The organism is Streptomyces typhae, assembly GCF_009755605.1.
Lineage (GTDB): Bacteria > Actinomycetota > Actinomycetes > Streptomycetales > Streptomycetaceae > Streptomyces > Streptomyces typhae.
In genome coordinates, this window is the sequence record NZ_WPNZ01000020.1 from 154612 (window position 1) to 171250 (window position 16639).

Annotated in this window: 14 protein-coding genes; 7 read left to right on the top strand and 7 right to left on the bottom strand. The window is 71.0% G+C overall.

From position 1 onward, the window contains the following. Positions 1-51 precede the first annotated feature (51 nt). Complete coding sequence (locus tag GPA10_RS30570) at positions 52-1728, bottom strand: protein kinase domain-containing protein (protein WP_157168285.1); 1677 nt, start codon at positions 1726-1728, stop codon at positions 52-54. A 415-nt stretch (positions 1729-2143) separates the two neighbouring features. Between GPA10_RS30570 and GPA10_RS30575 the strand changes: the two genes are divergently transcribed. Next, entirely contained in the window at positions 2144-3748 is a 1605-nt protein-coding gene (locus GPA10_RS30575) for a protein kinase domain-containing protein (protein ID WP_079086676.1), read from the top strand. A 125-nt stretch (positions 3749-3873) separates the two neighbouring features. Here the strand turns inward: GPA10_RS30575 and GPA10_RS30580 are convergent, their stop codons facing one another. Then, positions 3874-4305, bottom strand: coding sequence for a pyridoxamine 5'-phosphate oxidase family protein (locus GPA10_RS30580; RefSeq protein WP_157168286.1), 432 nt, complete (start codon positions 4303-4305; stop codon positions 3874-3876). Between the two features lie 223 nt (positions 4306-4528). Next, positions 4529-5188, bottom strand: a complete 660-nt coding sequence (locus GPA10_RS30585; RefSeq protein ID WP_058850120.1) for a response regulator — start codon at positions 5186-5188, stop codon at positions 4529-4531. 358 nt (positions 5189-5546) lie between these two features. Here GPA10_RS30585 and pdhA point away from each other — a divergent pair, with 358 nt between their 5' ends. From pdhA to GPA10_RS30600, 3 genes are read left to right on the top strand one after another with little or no spacing between them, the layout of a single operon-like run. Then, complete coding sequence (gene pdhA, locus GPA10_RS30590) at positions 5547-6812, top strand: pyruvate dehydrogenase (acetyl-transferring) E1 component subunit alpha (RefSeq protein WP_343041496.1); 1266 nt, start codon at positions 5547-5549, stop codon at positions 6810-6812. Positions 6813-6814: 2 nt separating this feature from the next. Then, entirely contained in the window at positions 6815-7795 is a 981-nt protein-coding gene (locus GPA10_RS30595) for an alpha-ketoacid dehydrogenase subunit beta (RefSeq protein WP_157168288.1), read from the top strand. A gap of 12 nt (positions 7796-7807) precedes the next feature. Then, positions 7808-9313, top strand: coding sequence for a dihydrolipoamide acetyltransferase family protein (locus GPA10_RS30600; RefSeq protein WP_343041497.1), 1506 nt, complete (start codon positions 7808-7810; stop codon positions 9311-9313). 128 nt (positions 9314-9441) lie between these two features. On the opposite strand, the gene GPA10_RS30605 is transcribed toward GPA10_RS30600, so the two are convergent. Further along, positions 9442-10347 carry a D-alanyl-D-alanine carboxypeptidase family protein gene (locus tag GPA10_RS30605; protein ID WP_157168290.1) on the bottom strand — a complete coding sequence of 302 codons (906 nt, stop codon included), beginning with the start codon at positions 10345-10347 and terminating at the stop codon, positions 9442-9444. A gap of 324 nt (positions 10348-10671) precedes the next feature. Between GPA10_RS30605 and GPA10_RS30610 the strand changes: the two genes are divergently transcribed. Then, the gene (locus GPA10_RS30610) at positions 10672-11352 is read left to right on the top strand and encodes a GntR family transcriptional regulator (RefSeq protein WP_058850190.1); all 681 of its coding nucleotides are present in this window, start codon (positions 10672-10674) and stop codon (positions 11350-11352) included. Continuing rightward, positions 11349-12692: an MFS transporter gene (locus GPA10_RS30615; RefSeq protein WP_157168291.1), complete on the top strand. Its 1344-nt coding sequence runs from the start codon at positions 11349-11351 to the stop codon at positions 12690-12692. Before GPA10_RS30610 ends, GPA10_RS30615 begins: the two co-directional genes overlap by 4 nt. A 72-nt stretch (positions 12693-12764) precedes the next feature. On the opposite strand, the gene GPA10_RS30620 is transcribed toward GPA10_RS30615, so the two are convergent. Continuing rightward, positions 12765-13589 (bottom strand): maleylpyruvate isomerase family mycothiol-dependent enzyme, encoded by an 825-nt coding sequence (locus GPA10_RS30620; protein WP_058850126.1) that lies wholly within the window; start codon positions 13587-13589, stop codon positions 12765-12767. A 167-nt stretch (positions 13590-13756) separates the two neighbouring features. Between GPA10_RS30620 and GPA10_RS30625 the strand changes: the two genes are divergently transcribed. Beyond that, on the top strand, positions 13757-14560 hold the full coding sequence (locus tag GPA10_RS30625; protein ID WP_343041498.1) for a carbon-nitrogen family hydrolase: 804 nt from the start codon (positions 13757-13759) through the stop codon (positions 14558-14560). Positions 14561-14579: 19 nt separating this feature from the next. Here the strand turns inward: GPA10_RS30625 and GPA10_RS30630 are convergent, their stop codons facing one another. Together GPA10_RS30630 and GPA10_RS30635 are read right to left on the bottom strand one after the other, a co-directional pair. Continuing rightward, a complete protein-coding gene (locus GPA10_RS30630; protein WP_157168292.1) occupies positions 14580-15077 on the bottom strand; it encodes an LURP-one-related/scramblase family protein in 498 nt (165 codons plus the stop codon). A 78-nt stretch (positions 15078-15155) separates the two neighbouring features. Next, positions 15156-16460, bottom strand: coding sequence for a M18 family aminopeptidase (locus GPA10_RS30635; protein WP_157168293.1), 1305 nt, complete (start codon positions 16458-16460; stop codon positions 15156-15158). Positions 16461-16639: the final 179 nt, after the last annotated feature.

The window sequence follows — 16639 nt, forward strand, 5'->3', positions numbered from 1 at the left end:
CGGGGCCCGGTACGCGATGCGCGTACCGGGCCCCGCGTGGCGTGGTCGGCGTCAGGCCGGGTTGCCCGTGGAGATGTCGAACTGGATGTCCACGCTCTTGGGGTCGAGTTCCTCGCCCGCCTTCGGCAGGGTCCGCATGATCGTGTCCTCGCCGTAGGTGTTCTCGTCGACGGGGTTCTTGTCATAGTGCCAGCCGGACGCCTGGAGGCAGGAGAGGACCGAGCGCCAGTCCTTGTAGGCGAAGTCCGGCATCTTGATCTTCTTCGGGTCGTTGGTGGCCGTCTCCGGCTCCGTGCACACCGTCTTCTCGACGGTGTTCGTCCGGTCCGGCCCCCGGTGGCCCGCCACCGGCTTCTTGGACTCCTTGGCGCTGTCGCCGCCCTCGTCGCCCCCGCCGCTCAGCGAGACGGCCGCGATGAGGCCGCCGATGGCGAGGAGCGCCACGACGATGGAGCCGACGATCACCGGCATGTTGCGCTTGCCACCGCCGGAGCCACCGGAGCCGCCGTGACCGCCGGAACCGGCGGGTACGGCCGTCGCGTGCTGCGGGGCGAGGTTGTACGGGGGCGGCGTCTGGGACGCCTGCGGGGCGTAGGCGCCCGTGGGTCCCGGTGTCTGGTAGCCCTGCTGGGGGTAGCCGTAGCCCGGCGTCGGGGTGGGGGCCGGGGTCGGCGGGCCGTAGGCACCCGGCTGGTACGGCGTCTGGACGCTGCCCGCGGCCGGCGCGGCGGTGTCGACCGGCGGGAACACGGCCGAGCCCACGCCCGCGCCGCTCGCCGTCGGGGCGCCCGGCACGATGCTGGGCGCCTGGGAGAGGGACGCCTGGAAGGACTGGGCGACGCGCAGACACTCGTCGCGCATGGCCTCGGCGGTCGGGAAGCGCTCGTTCGGGTTCTTCTTCAGCGCGCGGGCGACGAGCGCGTCGACGGCGGGCGGAAGGGAACGGTTGATCGAGGAGGGGGCGACCGGCTCCTCCTGGACGTGCGCGTACGCGATGGCGAGCGGCGAGTCGGCCTCGAACGGGAGGCGGCCCGTCACCAGCTGGAACAGCATGATGCCGACCGAGTACAGGTCGGAGCGGGCGTCCACGCCGCGACCGAGGGCCTGCTCGGGCGAGAGGTACTGGGGGGTACCGACGACCATGCCGGTCTGCGTCATCGACGTGACGCCGGACTGCATGGCGCGGGCGATGCCGAAGTCCATGACCTTGACGACGTTGCGCTTGGTCATCATCACGTTGCCGGGCTTGATGTCGCGGTGGACCAGGCCCATCTCGTGGCTGATCTCCAGGGCCGCGAGCACATCGGCGGTGATCTTCAGGGCCTGGTCGGTCGGCATCGCGCCCTGCTGGCGGACGGCCGCGTCCAGGACCGAGCCGAGCGGCTTGCCCTCGACGTACTCCATGACGATGTAGGGCATGGGCGCCCCGCCGTCCGCGGCGGAGCCGCCGATCGTCAGCGTGTCCTCGCCGGTGTCGAAGACCGACACGATGTTGGTGTGCGTGAGCTTGGCCACGGCCTGGGCCTCGCGCCGGAAGCGCTCCCTGAACGACTGCTCGCGGCCCAGCTCGGTGTGGAGTGTCTTGATCGCGACCTGCCGGTCGAGCACGGTGTCGTACGCGAGGTGCACCGACGCCATACCGCCCTCGCCGAGCAGATCGCGCAGCTGATAGCGGCCGCCGGCCAGTGAACTGCCCGCGTACCGGCCCTGAGCGCCGTCCTGGCTCATGTTCGTGCGTCCCCCATCGGCGCGGACGCGAGACGGCGCCGCGGTTGTGACTGTGGCTACGGGTGCGACCGAGGACGTCTTGAAGACGCTGATCGATCCGCTATTCCTGGCCAAGTCTGCCCGAGGGCCCCGACACGTCAAGCTCGGTGCCCGTTCCGTGACCGTACGCGCAAGAAGAGTCTCGGAAGCGTTACAAGTTCGCCTCGTCAAGCCCCCGGAGGGTTTGCCGAGGGGCCCACGCCGGACCGGTCGGCCCCTGGAAGGCTGTAGCGTGGCACGCCGGAGTACCCCGTACCGCTCTATCACGTAACCGGTACACGCTTTACACCACGTACACCCTGTACATCATGTACACGGCGGCCATGGCGGCGCACGGGCCGCGGCGGCCCATGATCAGAAACGACGGCGAGGACTGATGGCACAGACGCACCCCGCTCAGGGCCCGTCCGACCCCGAGGCGGCTGGCGGCGGTATGTCGGACGTGCCTGAGATGTGGGGCAACGGCGGTCTTGTCGGCGACGGCCGGTATCGCCTGACGCGGCGGCTCGGCCGCGGCGGCATGGCCGAGGTGTTCGCGGCCGAAGACGTACGCCTCGGCCGTACGGTCGCGGTCAAACTGCTGCGCTCCGACCTCGCCGAGGACCCGGTGTCCAAGGCCCGCTTCACGCGTGAGGCCCAGTCGGTCGCCGGTCTGAACCACCACGCCGTCGTCGGGGTCTACGACTCCGGCGAGGACGTCATCAACGGCAACTCCGTGCCGTACATCGTGATGGAGCTCGTCGAGGGCCGCACCATCCGCGACCTGCTGATCAACGCGGAGGCCCCGGGCCCCGAGCAGGCCCTGATCATCGTCTCCGGTGTCCTCGAGGCGCTCGCCTACTCGCACCAGCACGGGATCGTGCACCGCGACATCAAGCCCGCGAACGTCAGCATCACCCATACCGGTGCCGTGAAGGTGATGGACTTCGGTATCGCGCGCGCCCTGCACGGGGCGCAGTCGACGATGACGCAGACCGGCATGGTCATGGGCACCCCGCAGTACCTCTCGCCGGAGCAGGCGCTCGGCAAGGCCGTCGACCACCGCAGCGACCTGTACGCGACCGGCTGTCTGCTGTACGAACTCCTCGCGCTGCGGCCCCCGTTCACCGGTGAGACGCCGCTGTCCGTGGTCTACCAGCACGTCCAGGACATTCCCGTGCCGCCCTCCGAGGTTGCCGAAGCGGCGCCGCCGGAGCTCGACGGCCTCGTCATGCGCTCCCTCGCCAAGGACCCGGACGACCGGTTCCAGACGGCCGAGGAGATGCGCGGCCTGGTCCAGTACGGCTTGCAGATGCTGGCCGAGCAGGGCAGCCACACCGGTACGTGGAACACCGGGCCCGTCGCGCTCGCCGGTATGCACGAGGGCGCGCACACCCCCGCGATGGGCGTCGGGGGCACGGCCGCGATGCCGCACCCCGGGGACTCCGGCACCCAGCAGATCCCCGGGCCGATGCTGCGGCCCCCGGGCGGCGACGACGGCGGCTTCGACGGCGGTCACCGGGACGGAGGCGGGAGCGGTCGGGGCAAGGTGTGGATCCTCGCGGTGCTCGCCGTGATCGCGATCGCCGCGGGGGTGGCGTTCGCGCTGTCCGCGGGTGACGACAACGGCGGCAAGAAGGACAAGACGCCGACGACGCCGTCGACGAAGCAGTCGCAGGAGAAGTCGCCCAGCAAGAGCAGCAAGGAAGAAGAGACCCCCGACGGGACGACGCAGCCCGGTGGCGGGGACGGGACCGGCGGGCAGACCGGCGACTGGACCGGGCGGCCGACGCAGGACTCGCAGCAGCCCACCCAGCCGACGCACCGGCCCACCGATCCGACCGATCAGCCGACCGATCCGACGGATCCGCCCACCGAGCCGTCCGATCCGCCGTCCGAGACGACCGATCCGGTGACCGATCCGCCGGACCCCACGGACCCGCCGGACGAGAGCGGCGGCACCGAGGGGACCGCGCAGGGCGGCGAGGGGGATCCGGAGTGAACCGACGGGGAGTCGCATGACGCGGCTCCCCGCCCGGGTGTCTGTGCGGCTTGGCTTTCTGTGCGGCTCGGCTTTCCGCGCTGCTCGGTTTCCGCGCTGCTCGGGTCCGAGCCCCGCCCGGGGGCTCAGCTCCGCTCGAAGCCCAGCTCCGTACAGGCGGCACTGAGGCTCGTCAGCGTGTGCACCCTCGCTGTCTGCGGGGTGATGCGGAGGTAGACCGGGGCGTAGTCCTCGCCGTCCACGTAGTCGGGGGCCGGGGCGAAGAGGTCGAGATCGGCGGGGGTGGGGTCGGCTGGCTCGCACATGCCGAGGAACTGGACGGTCCACTGGCCCTCCCGGGCCGTCCCGGTGCTCATGTTGTCCGCCCCGTACGCGACGACGCTGCCGACGCACGCCTGGTGGTAGCCGAGACCGCCGTGCATACGCAGCAGGATCCGCCCGTCGACCACCACGTGCCGGGCCACCGCGAGGAAGGGGAGGGCCCGCATGCTGGTGGCCACCCGGCCGTAGTCGGTGCGCCGGAGCAGTGCGAAGGCGAGCTGTTCTTCGGTCGGCATCCCCCCACCCTCCGGCACGGGGCCGTGCGGGAAGAAGGGCCGCCGGCCCCCCAGAAGGGGGCCATAAGTCCCGTGTGAGCCACGCACACGCTGCCCACGGGCGCGCAGCGCCCGCCTCAGCGCCACGCGGCCGGCCTCAACGCGGCTCAGCCGCGCGGCCAGCCTCAACGCGGCTCAGCCGGGAGGCCGGCCTCAACGCCGCCTCACCGCCGCGCACCCGGCCTCAGCGCCGCTCCGCCTGCATCCGCGCCACGTACGCAGCCGCCTGCGACCGGCGCTCCATGCCGAGCTTGGACAGCAGGCTGGAGACATAGTTCTTGATCGTCTTCTCGGCGAGGTGCAGCCGTTCACCGATGACGCGGTTGGTGAGGCCCTCGCCGATCAGGTCGAGGATCTTGCGTTCCTGCTCGGTGAGGCTGGCGAGCCGGTCGTCGCCCTTTGCGTTGTTGCCGTCGCGCAGGCGCTCCAGGACGCGGGCCGTGGCGACCGGGTCCAGCAGGGATTTCCCGGCGGCGACGTCGCGCACCGCCGACAGGAGTTCATTGCCGCGAATGGCTTTCAGCACATAGCCCGAGGCACCGGCCATGATGGCGTCGAAGAGGGCTTCGTCATCTGCGAACGACGTCAGCATCAGGCATTTGATGGAGTCGTTCTGGGAACGGATCTCGCGGCAGACCTCGACTCCGCTGCCGTCCGGAAGGCGAACGTCCAGTACCGCCACATCGGGGCGGGTGGCGGGAATGCGGACGAGGGCGTCGGCCGCCGTGCCGGCCTCGCCGACCACCTCGATGTCCGACTCCACGGAGAGCAGCTCATGGACTCCGCGCCGCACGACTTCGTGATCGTCGAGCAGGAATACCGTGATTTTTCCTTCTTCGCGCACTCTGTCAGTGTCACACATCGACTCTTCCCGTGCCCTAGCCAGCCGGGATAACGTGCCGGTGTTCCGGCCCCCTGCCAGGCTGTGTTCAGTGCTGTGACCAGGCAGTGTTTCCGCGTTTCTCGATTTACTTGGATTTCCTAGTGCAGCTTACTTGGAAATCCAAGCAAAATTGCAGGTCAGACGGGGTTTCACAGTTTTGGGAGACACTGGGTAACGTGCTTGGAGAAGGGGCTCGCCGGAGCAACTGTCACGCCTTGTCCCGGCCGAGCCGCACCCACCCCGTGCGACGGGCCGGAATCGGGCGAGCCGTACTGGCCTGCCGGTGGACCCCGGGGGCCGGACCGACGGAGGAGCACACGTGACCGTGGAGAGCACCGCCGCGCGCACACCGCGCAGCGCAGGCAGCGGCAGCAAGCGCGCCGCCAAGACTGTGAGCGCCAAGAAGGACTCCGCTCCGGGCCGGGGGACCCCGCGAGGGAAGAGCACCGCCCGGGGCAAGGGCGGGGCGGCAGGCAGCGGCGAGCCCGAGCTCGTACAGCTGCTCACGCCCGAAGGGGTACGGGTGGAGAACGCCGCGTACGACAGCTATGTCGCGGACCTCACCCCGGACGACCTGCGTGCCCTCTACCGGGACATGGTCATCACCCGCCGCTTCGACGCCGAGGCCGTCACCCTGCAACGCCAGGGCGAGCTGGGCCTGTGGCCGTCGCTGCTCGGCCAGGAGGCCGCCCAGGTCGGCTCGGGACGCGCCACCCGGGAGAGCGACCACGTCTTCCCCACCTACCGCGAACACGGCGTCGCCTGGTGCAAGGGCGTCGACCCGACGCTCCTCCTCGGCATGTTCCGCGGTGTGAACAACGGCGGCTGGGACCCGAACACCAACGGCTTCCAGCTGTACACGATCGTCATCGGTTCGCAGACGCTGCACGCCACGGGCTACGCGATGGGCGTGGCCTACGACGGCGCGGACAGCGCCGTGGTCGCCTACCTCGGCGACGGCGCCACCAGCCAGGGCGATGTCGCCGAGGCGTTCACGTTCTCCGCGGTCTACAACGCGCCGGTGGTGTTCTTCTGCCAGAACAACCAGTGGGCGATCTCCGAGCCGACGGAGAAGCAGAGCCGGGTGCCGCTGTACCAGCGCGCGCAGGGCTACGGCTTCCCCGGTGTCCGCGTCGACGGCAACGACGTGCTCGCCTGTCTCGCGGTCACCAAGTGGGCCCTGGAGCGGGCGCGCGCGGGCGAGGGCCCGGCGCTCATCGAGGCGTTCACGTACCGCATGGGCGCCCACACCACCTCCGACGATCCGACGCGTTACCGGCGCGACGAGGAGCGCGAGGCGTGGGAGGCGAAGGACCCGATCAAGCGGCTGCGGGCGTTCCTGGAGTCCGAGGGTCACGCGGATGAGGGATTTTTCGCGGAACTCGAGGCCGAGAGCGAGACGTTGGGCAAGCGAGTGCGGGACGTGGTGCGGACGATGCCGGACCCCGATGCCATGTCGATCTTCGAGAACGTCTACGCGGACGGTCACGCGCTCGTGGACGAGGAGCGCGCCGAGTTCGCCGCCTACGAGGCGTCGTTCGCGGACGAGCCGGTGAACGCTGCTACGGGCGGGGAGGCCAAGTAGTCATGACGGTGAAGAAACTTCCGCTCGCGAAGGCGATCAACGAATCCCTGCGCACGGCGCTCGACGCGGACCCGAAGGTCGTCGTCATGGGCGAGGACGTCGGCAAGCTCGGCGGCGTGTTCCGGGTGACCGACGGCCTCCAGAAGGACTTCGGCGAGAACCGCGTCATCGACACCCCGCTCGCCGAGTCGGGCATCGTCGGCACGGCCATCGGCCTGGCCCTGCGCGGCTACCGACCGGTCGTGGAGATCCAGTTCGACGGCTTCGTCTTCCCCGCGTACGACCAGATCGTCACGCAGCTCGCGAAGATGCACGCCCGCGCGCTCGGCAAGATCAAGGTGCCCGTCGTCATCCGTATCCCCTACGGCGGCGGCATCGGCGCCGTGGAGCACCACAGCGAGTCCCCGGAGGCGCTGTTCGCGCACGTCGCGGGCCTGAAGGTGGTCTCGCCGTCGAACTCGTCGGACGCGTACTGGATGCTCCAGCAGGCCATCCAGAGCGACGACCCGGTGATCTTCTTCGAGCCCAAGCGGCGGTACTGGGACAAGGGTGAGGTCAACACCGACGCCATCCCCGGCCCTCTGCACACGGCCCGTACGGTCCGCGAGGGCACGGACGCGACCCTCGTGGCGTACGGTCCGATGGTGAAGACCTGCCTGGAGGCCGCCGCGGCCGCCGCCGACGAGGGCAGGTCCCTGGAGGTCCTCGACCTGCGTTCGGTCTCGCCGATCGACTTCGACTCGGTGCAGGCGTCGGTGGAGCGGACGGGCCGCCTGATCGTCGTGCATGAGGCGCCGGTGTTCTTCGGCTCCGGCGCGGAGATCGCGGCACGCATCACGGAGCGGTGCTTCTACCACCTGGAGGCGCCCGTGCTGCGGGTCGGCGGCTTCCACTCCCCGTATCCGCCCGCGCGGGTCGAAGAGGACTATCTGCCGGGCCTCGACCGGGTGCTCGACGCCGTCGACCGCTCGCTGGCGTACTGAGGGAAGAGGATCGTGACGACAATGACTGACACCACCTCGGCCGTCCGCGAGTTCAAGATGCCCGACGTGGGCGAGGGGCTCACCGAGGCGGAGATCCTCAAGTGGTTCGTCGCCCCCGGCGACACCGTCACCGACGGACAGGTCGTGTGCGAGGTGGAGACGGCCAAGGCCGCCGTCGAACTGCCCATTCCGTTCGACGGTACGGTGCGGGAGCTCCGCTTCCCGGAAGGGTCCACGGTCGATGTGGGCCAGGTGATCATCACCGTCGGCGGGGCCGGGGACGCGCTTCCCGCGACCGAGACCGAGGCCGAGACCCAGACCGAGGCCGTGGCCGCGCCCGCGGAGGCCGCGGCTGCCGCCCCGGCGCAGGCCGCCGCTCCCGCGGAGGAGGAGCAGAAGCCAGCCGGGCGTCAGCCGGTCCTCGTGGGGTACGGCGTCGCCGAGTCCTCGACCAAGCGGCGCCCCCGCAAGGGAGCCGCGGCCGACACGGGTACGACGGCACCGGCACCGGCGGCTGCCGTCGCCCCCGGAGGCGGAGTCGAATCCGCAGCCGGAGCCGCATCCGGAGCCGGAGCCGGAGTGAACGGACACGGTGCGCGACCGCTCGCCAAGCCCCCGGTCCGCAAGCTCGCCAAGGACCTGGGCGTCGATCTCGCCGCCGTCACGCCGACCGGGCCCGACGGAATCATCACGCGCGAGGACGTGCACGCGGCCGTGGCCGCGCCGCAGGCGGCACCGCGGCCGGCGGCGCCCCAGGAGCAGCCCGTCGCGGCGGCGCAGGCGGCCCCGGAGGCCCCCGCGCCCGCGGCAGCGGGTGCCCGGGAGACCCGCATCCCGGTCAAGGGCGTCCGCAAGGCCACCGCGCAGGCGATGGTCGGCTCGGCGTTCACCGCGCCGCACGTCACGGAGTTCGTGACGGTGGACGTGACCCGCACGATGAAGCTGGTCGAGGAACTGAAGCAGGACCGGGCCTTCGAGGGCCTGCGGGTGAACCCGCTGCTTCTGATCTCCAAGGCGCTCCTGGTGGCGATCCGCCGCAACCCCGAGGTGAACGCCGCCTGGGATGAGGCGAACCAGGAGATCGTCCAGAAGCACTATGTGAACCTGGGCATCGCCGCGGCCACGCCGCGCGGTCTGCTCGTACCGAACATCAAGGACGCGCACGACAAGACCCTGCCCGAGCTGGCCGCCGCGCTCGGCGACCTGGTGTCCACGGCCCGCGAGGGCAAGACGTCGCCCGGCGCCATGCAGGGCGGCACGGTGACGATCACGAACATCGGTGTCTTCGGCATCGACACGGGCACGCCGATCCTGAACCCCGGCGAGTCCGCGATCCTCGCGGTCGGCGCCATCAAGCTCCAGCCGTGGGTCCACAAGGGCAAGGTGAAGCCGCGTCAGGTGACCACCCTCGGCCTCTCCTTCGACCACCGGCTGGTGGACGGGGAGCTGGGCTCCAAGGTGCTCGGCGACGTGGCGGCGATCCTGGAGCAGCCCAAGCGGCTGATGACCTGGTCGTAACGCCCGCGGGCAGCAGAGCGGGCGGACAGCGAACGGGGCCCACCGCACAGGCGGTGGGCCCCGTCCTCGCGCCCGGGACACCTCGTGCCCGGGACACCTCGTGCCCGGTACACCGGGGACAAGGATCGCTACGCGACCTTGAAGCCGTAGTCCATGATCTTCTTCGCGTCCTTGATGCGGGCGGAGTTCGACGTGGACGTCAGCACCGTGCCGATGACGGTCTTGCCGTTGCGGGTCGCCGCGAAGACCAGGCAGTACTTGGCCTCCGTACCGGAGCCCGTCTTCACGCCGATCGCGCCCCGGTAGGAGCCGAGCAGCGCATTGGTGTTCTTCCACGGCGCCATGGTGCGGGTGGAGCCGGTCTTCGTCTTCGTCTTCGCCGTGTACGTCTTCGTCTTCACGACGGAGCGGAACAGCGAGTACTTCATGGAGTTGCTCGCGAGCTTCGTCAGGTCGCGCGGCGTCGAGTAGTTGGCGCCGTTGCTGATGCCGTCGAACGAGTCGAAGTGCGTGTTCTTCAGCTTCAGGTCCTTGGCCGTCTTGTTCATCTGGCCGATGAAGGACTTCACGCGGGCCGAGCGGGACGAGCCCTTGCCGAACTTGTCCGCGAGGGCGTACGCGGCGTCGCAGCCGGACGGCAGCATCAGCCCGTAGAGGAGCTGGCGGACCGTCACCTTGTCGCCCACGATGAGGCGGGCGCTGGAGGCGGTGTTGCGGACGATGTAGTCGCTGTACGCCTTCTGGATCGTGACCTTCGAGTCCAGGTTGAGGTTGCGCTGGCCGAGGACCACCCGGGCGGTCATTATCTTCGTCGTCGAGCCGGTGGCACGGCGGGTGTCCGCGGACTTCGTGAACAGCGTCTTGCCCGAGCCGTTGTTCATGAGGAAGCCGCCCTTGGCGGCGATCGACGGCTTGGGCGGCGCGGCGGCCTGGGCGGGCGACACCGCGACGCCCGTGGTCAGGACGGCTCCGGCGGTGACGGCGGCGGCCGCGCTTATACGGCGCACGCGCACGCCCGGGGTGCGGATTCTCAAGATGAACACTCCGTTGGTCCCTGCTGATGAGGTAGTTGACGGATCTTTGTCCCAAATTCCCGTGAAATGCGGGCGACATGGGAGAGCCGCCACAGGGATGACGCATGAGAGACCTGAAGGGATGCACGCTCGCGAGGTAAAGATGCGGCCAAGTGGTACGGGGGGAGTGCGCGGGTCGCGCCGTGCGGGTGGTCGCCGCGTGTCCGCGCGGGCGGCGACCTGTGCGTCCGGTGGAGCGGCGCCCTGCGCGTCCGGTGGAGTGGCGCCCTGTCCGGATCGTGGACCGCACTCCCCGTGTATACGTCTTGTATCTATGCTGTGCGCATGCCAGCAGCCCCACCCGCACCCCCGGTCCCCGCCAAGTCCCTCAAGCAGCCCCCCGCCGCCGAGCGCGTCTACGCCCACGTCAAGGAGGGCGTCCTGGAGCGCCGCTACGAAGGCGGCACGCTCCTGACCGAGGGCGAGCTCGCCGAAGCCGTCGGGGTGTCCCGCACACCGGTGCGCGAGGCGCTGCTCAAGCTGGAGGTCGAGGGGCTGCTCCGGCTCTACCCGAAGAAGGGCGCCCTCGTCCTGCCGGTTTCCGCCCAGGAGATCGCCGACGTCGTGGAGACCCGGCTGCTCGTCGAGACCCACTCGGTGCGCAAGGCCGTGCCCGCGCCGCCCGGACTGCTCGCCCGCCTCACCGAGCTGCTCGAACAGCAGCGGGAGCAGGCCGCGGCCGGGGACTTCGCCGCGGCGGCGGTCACCGACCGCTGCTTCCACGCCGAGATCGTCCGCAGCGGCGGCAACGACATCCTGTCCCGCCTCTACGACCAGCTCCGCGACCGGCAGCTGCGGATGGGCGTCGCCGTGATGCACTCCCACCCCGACCGCATCGCCAAGACCCTCACCGAGCACGAGGAGATCCTCGCCGCGCTGACGGCGCAGGACACCGAGGCGGCCGTCGACGTGGTCACCCGGCACGTCGGCTGGTTCCAGAACCTCGCGCGGGGAGCGGCACGATGACCACCGGCGCGCCGACGGCCGGCGCGGGGCGCCTGCCGGGGGATCCGCCGGGGGGCCGCCGGGCCGTCCTCGTCTGGTCCGTTGGCGTCGCCGTCTACTTCGTCGCGGTCATCTTCCGCACCTCGCTCGGCGTCGCGGGTCTGGACGCCGCCGACCGCTTCCATGTCAACGCCTCGGCCCTGTCGACGTTCTCGATACTCCAGCTGTTGGTGTACGCGGGCATGCAGATACCCGTCGGCCTGATGGTGGACCGCCTCGGTACGAAGAAGGTCCTCACGTGCGGCGTGGTCCTGTTCACCCTCGGCCAGCTCGGCTTCGCGCTCTCGCCCTCGTACGGCGCGGCGCTCGCGTCGCGCGCGCTCCTCGGCTGCGGCGACGCGATGACGTTCATCAGCGTGCTGCGGCTCGGCACCCGCTGGTTCCCGGTCCGCCGCGGGCCGCTGGTCGCGCAGCTCGCCGGCCTGGTGGGCATGGCGGGCAACCTGGTCTCGACACTGGTCATCGCCCGCATGCTGCACGGGGTCGGCTGGACCGCCGCGTTCGCGGGCAGCTCCCTCGCCGGTGTCCTCGTCCTCGTCCTGATGGCCCTGTTCCTGAAGGATCACCCGGAGGGCCACGAGCCGGAGCCGGTCGCGCCGCGCCCCGGCGCGGGCGTGGGGGCGCGCGGCACGGGTCCGGGCTATGTACGTGAGCAGATCGCGCTGTCCTGGCGGGAGCCCGGCACCCGGCTCGGCCTGTGGGTGCACTTCACGACGCAGTTCCCCGCGATGGTGTTCCTGCTCCTGTGGGGCCTGCCCTTCCTCGTCGAGGCGCAGGGCCTGTCCCGGGGCGCGGCGGGGGACCTGCTCACGCTGGTCGTCCTCGCCAACATGGCGATAGGGCTCGTGTACGGGCAGGTCGTCGCCCGGCACCACGCGGCGCGGCTGCCGCTCGCGCTCGGCACGGTGGCGGCCACGGCGGTCATGTGGGCGGCCACGCTCGCCCACCCCGGCCACGCGCCGCTGTGGCTGCTCGTGGTGCTGTGCGTGGTGCTCGGCGCCTGCGGCCCCGCCTCGATGATCGGCTTCGACTTCGCGCGCCCCGCGAATCCGCCGGAGCGGCAGGGAACGGCGTCCGGCATCACCAACATGGGCGGTTTCCTCGCCTCGATGACGACGCTGCTGGCCATCGGCGTGCTGCTCGACGCGACCGGCGACAACTACCGCGTGGCCTTCTCGGCGGTCTTCGTCCTGGAGGCGATCGGCGTCAGCCAGATCCTGCGGCTGCGCAACCGGGCGGCGCGGCGGGAGCGGGAGCGGCTCGTGGCGAGCAGGGTGGAGACGGTGCACGTCCCGGTGTGACGCGCTGCGACGCGGAAGGGCCGGCTCCGACGGCCGGGTTCCGGGCCCTGCCCCGGAACCCCCGGCCGGCGGCTACGGCGTGACGGCGAAGTCCCGCAGGATCGCGTCGCCGAGGTCCTGGTCGCCCTCGACCTTCACCTGGTCCCTGACCGCCGCGTACGACACCCGCCCGCAGGCGAGGCGGAAGTAGACGTCCCACTCCATGGCGATGGTGGCGAGCGGACCGAGGGAGGGGGCGTTGTCGACGGTGGCCTTGCCCTCCGCGTCGACACGCACGGTGCGCAGGAACTCCACGGGTCCGCCGACGTCGAAGACGACCGCCGAGCTCGCGGGGGCGCCCGCCTTCTCCGCGACGACCTTCGGCAGGCCCTGGAGCAGCAGGTCACGGGCGACGTAGGCGCCCGGCGAATCGAGGTTCCCCGGCTTGTTCAGGGCCGTGCGCAGGTCCTGCTCGTGCACCCAGACGTCGAACGCCCGCACCCGCGAGGCCACTTCCAGGGTCTGCTCGCTGCCGAGCGGGCCGCGGATCTTCGTCGACGGGTCGCGGTTCTCGTTCCGCAGCTGCCGGGAGCGGCGGATGATGGTGTACTCCAGCTCGGAGGTCATCTCCGGCGCGGTGTGATGGCGGCGGACGTCGACCTGCATCTCCATGTACCGCTGGCTCTCGGTCTGTACGTGGTACAGGTCCCGGGGCAGCGTGTGGATCGGCCGCGGGTCGCCCAGCATCTCGCAGTCCATGCCGATGACGTGGGACACGACGTCCCGCACCGACCAGGCCGGGCAGGGGGTCGCGCGGTTCCACTCACTCTCCACGAGGGGTGAGACCAGCTCGGATATCGCTTCCACTGCGTGGGTCCAGGCATCGGCGTAGGTTTGAAGGCTGGGATGGAGACTCACGGGACCCCTCGGGCGGTCGTACGCGGGCGGTGGGTGTCTTGGGATGCTCGGGGGCCCGGGGGGTACCCCCGGAAAGGCACAGTACGCTGCCCGCGGGCACCCCGGCAGTGCTTTCGTGTGACGATCGTAGGCCTAGTTGACGGCTCGAATGCCAGGACGGTGGTAGTGTGCGCGCCTCTCTCCTCCAGATCGCCGTAGATGATGACGAACCAGTCAATTCCCGGCGGGAGCGCGTCTCTTCGCTGGTGCGCCAGGTCGCCGAGCGGGAGCGCCCCGACCTGATCGTGCTGCCCGAGCTGTGGACGACGGGCGCGTTCGCGTACGAGTCCTTCGCCGCCGAGGCCGAGCCGCTCCAGGGACCCACGTACGAGGTGATGGCCAAGGCCGCGCGGGACGCCGGGGTGTGGCTGCACGCCGGGTCGATCCCGGAGCGGGCCGCTTCGGACTCCGGCGCGGGCGACGCCCTGTACAACACCTCGCTCGTCTTCTCGCCCGAGGGCGAGCTCGCCGTCTCGTACCGCAAGATCCACCGCTTCGGCTTCGACAAGGGCGAGGCCGTGCTGATGGGCGCGGGCGCCGAGCTGGCCACCGTCCGGGTTCCCGAGGCCGTCCTCGGCCTCGCGACCTGCTACGACCTCCGCTTCCCTGAGCTGTTCCGGGGTCTTGTCGACGCGGGGGCCGAGGTGTTCGTGGTGCCCGCGGGGTGGCCTGCGCGGCGGCGCTCGCACTGGTCGCTGTTCGCGCGGGCGCGGGCCGTGGAGGACCAGGTGTACGTGCTGGCCTGCGGGACCGCGGGGACGCACGCGGGGGTGGACCAGGCGGGGGCGAGCGTGGTGGTCGATCCCTGGGGCGAGGTGCTCGCCGAGGCGGCCGGGGCGGAGGAGGAGGTCCTCACCGTGGACCTCGACCTCCGCAGGGTCGCGGAGACCCGGGAACAGTTCCCCGCCCTGAAGGACCGCAGGCTGCCGTAGGCCCCGGCCCGCCCCCGCCTCAGTCCCCGACGCCCCTCTCCTTCTCCGCCAGGCGGATCACGCAGACCGCCACCGCGACCAGGAGGGCCGGGTCGGCGTCGTCGCGGGTGATCTGGACGCCGTAGGCGTCATGGAGGCTGAACCAGCGCCGGGAGATGTCCGCGAGCAGTTCGCCGTCGTACTCGACGGCGAACTCGCGGTCCAGGATCTTGCCGCTGACGTCCAGCTCGGAGCCGTCCGCGAGCTCCACGCGGTAGTGGTTGCGCAGCAGGGAGAGCCGCTTGCGCTTCACCTTGGCCAGCGGCTCGCCCTCGCGCTCGATCACCATCGTGTCGCGCAGGGAGAGCATCTTCGCGTGGATGTCGATGAGGACCCGCCCCTGCATGTCCTTCAGCTCGAAGGTGTCCCGCAGGCGCATCGCCTTGCCGTCGACGAGGAAGACCTTGCGGCCCTGGTCGTCCTCGATCCAGTAGTCGTCGCCGATGCCGAACACGCGGTCGCGTACGAGTAGCTTCATGCGGCCATGAGTACCCCGGAACGGACGAGCCGCTCGCGCGACCGCCCGTTCCGGCCGGGTTTCGGCCTCCCCCGGGTCTCAGCCCTCGAGGAACGCCCGCAGCGCCTCCGCGAGGAGGTACGGGTCGTCGGCGCCGCACAGCTCGCGGGCGCTGTGCATCGACAGGATGGCGACCCCCACGTCGACCGTCTTGATGCCGTGCCGGGCCGCGGTGATCGGGCCGATCGTCGTGCCGCAGGGCATCGCGTTGTTGGACACGAACGACTGGAACGGCACGCCCGCCTTCTCGCAGGCGGCGGCGAACACGGCCCGGCCGCCGCCGTCCGTGGCGTACCGGTTGTTGACGTTCACCTTCAGGATCGGGCCCCCGTTGGCCCGCGGGTGGTGCGTCGGGTCGTGGCGCTCGCCGTAGTTGGGGTGGACGGCGTGGCCCGTGTCGGACGACAGACAGACGGTGCCCGCGAAGGACCGCGCCTTGTCCTCGTACGTACCGCCGCGTGCGAACACCGAACGCTCCAGGACCGTGCCGAGCAGCGGCCCGTCGGCGCCGGTGTCGGACTGCGAACCGTTCTCCTCGTGGTCGAACGCGGCCATCACGGGGATGTACGGCAGCGCGTCCGCCCCGGGAGCCGTGGCCACGGCCGCGAGTGCCGCCGTCGCGGCGTGCACGGACAGCAGGTTGTCCATCCGGGGGCCCGCGAGCAGCTCACGGTCGCGGCCCAGGTAGGCGGGCGGCTCGACGGAGTGCGTCATCAGGTCCCAGCCGGTGACGTCGCCGGGCGCCAGGCCGCACTCCTCCTCCACGAACCGGATGAGGTCGCCCTCGCGGACGTCCCCGCCGAGCCCCCAGATGGGCTGCATGTGCTTCTGCTTGTCGAGCTTCAACCCCTCGGTGTGCACCGAACGGTCCATGTGGATGGCCAGCTGCGCCACCCTGAGCAGCGGACGGTCCACGTTGACCAGGCGCGACGTGCCGTCCCGCAGGGACAGGCGGCCGGCCAGGCCCAGGTCGCGGTCCAGCCAGGAGTTGAGCAGCGGCCCGCCGTAGATCTCGACGGCGACCTGGCGCCAGCCGTGCGCGCCGGTGTCCGGCAGCGGCTTCACCCGCAGGTTCGGGGAGTCGGTGTGCGCGCCCACGATGCGGTACGGGGTGTGGGCGGCGGCGGCCTCCGGCACGAACCACGCCACGATCGCGCCACCGCGCAGCAGATACTTGCCGCCGGTGCCGCCGTCCCACGCCTCGGTCTCCTCGACCTGGCGGAAGCCGGCCTTCTCCAGCCGCTCGGCGGCGCTCGCCACGGCGTGGTACGGCGAGGGGCTTGCCGCGAGGAAGCTGATGAGGTCGTCGGTGTGGCCGCGGTCGAAGCGGGGGCGAGTGCTCATGGCTGCAGCCTAGTCAGGCCCCTGGGCCCGCTGCGTGGCCCACCTGCGGTGGGGGGTCTTCTCTCCCGCCCGCCCGCCCGTTTCCGGCCCGCCGTGTCGTGGGCGCCCCCCCGTGGGGGTTCCTCGCCGTCGGCGGGTGCTGGGTGTGTCCTGTCCCTCCGCTTCGCGGCGGATTCCTT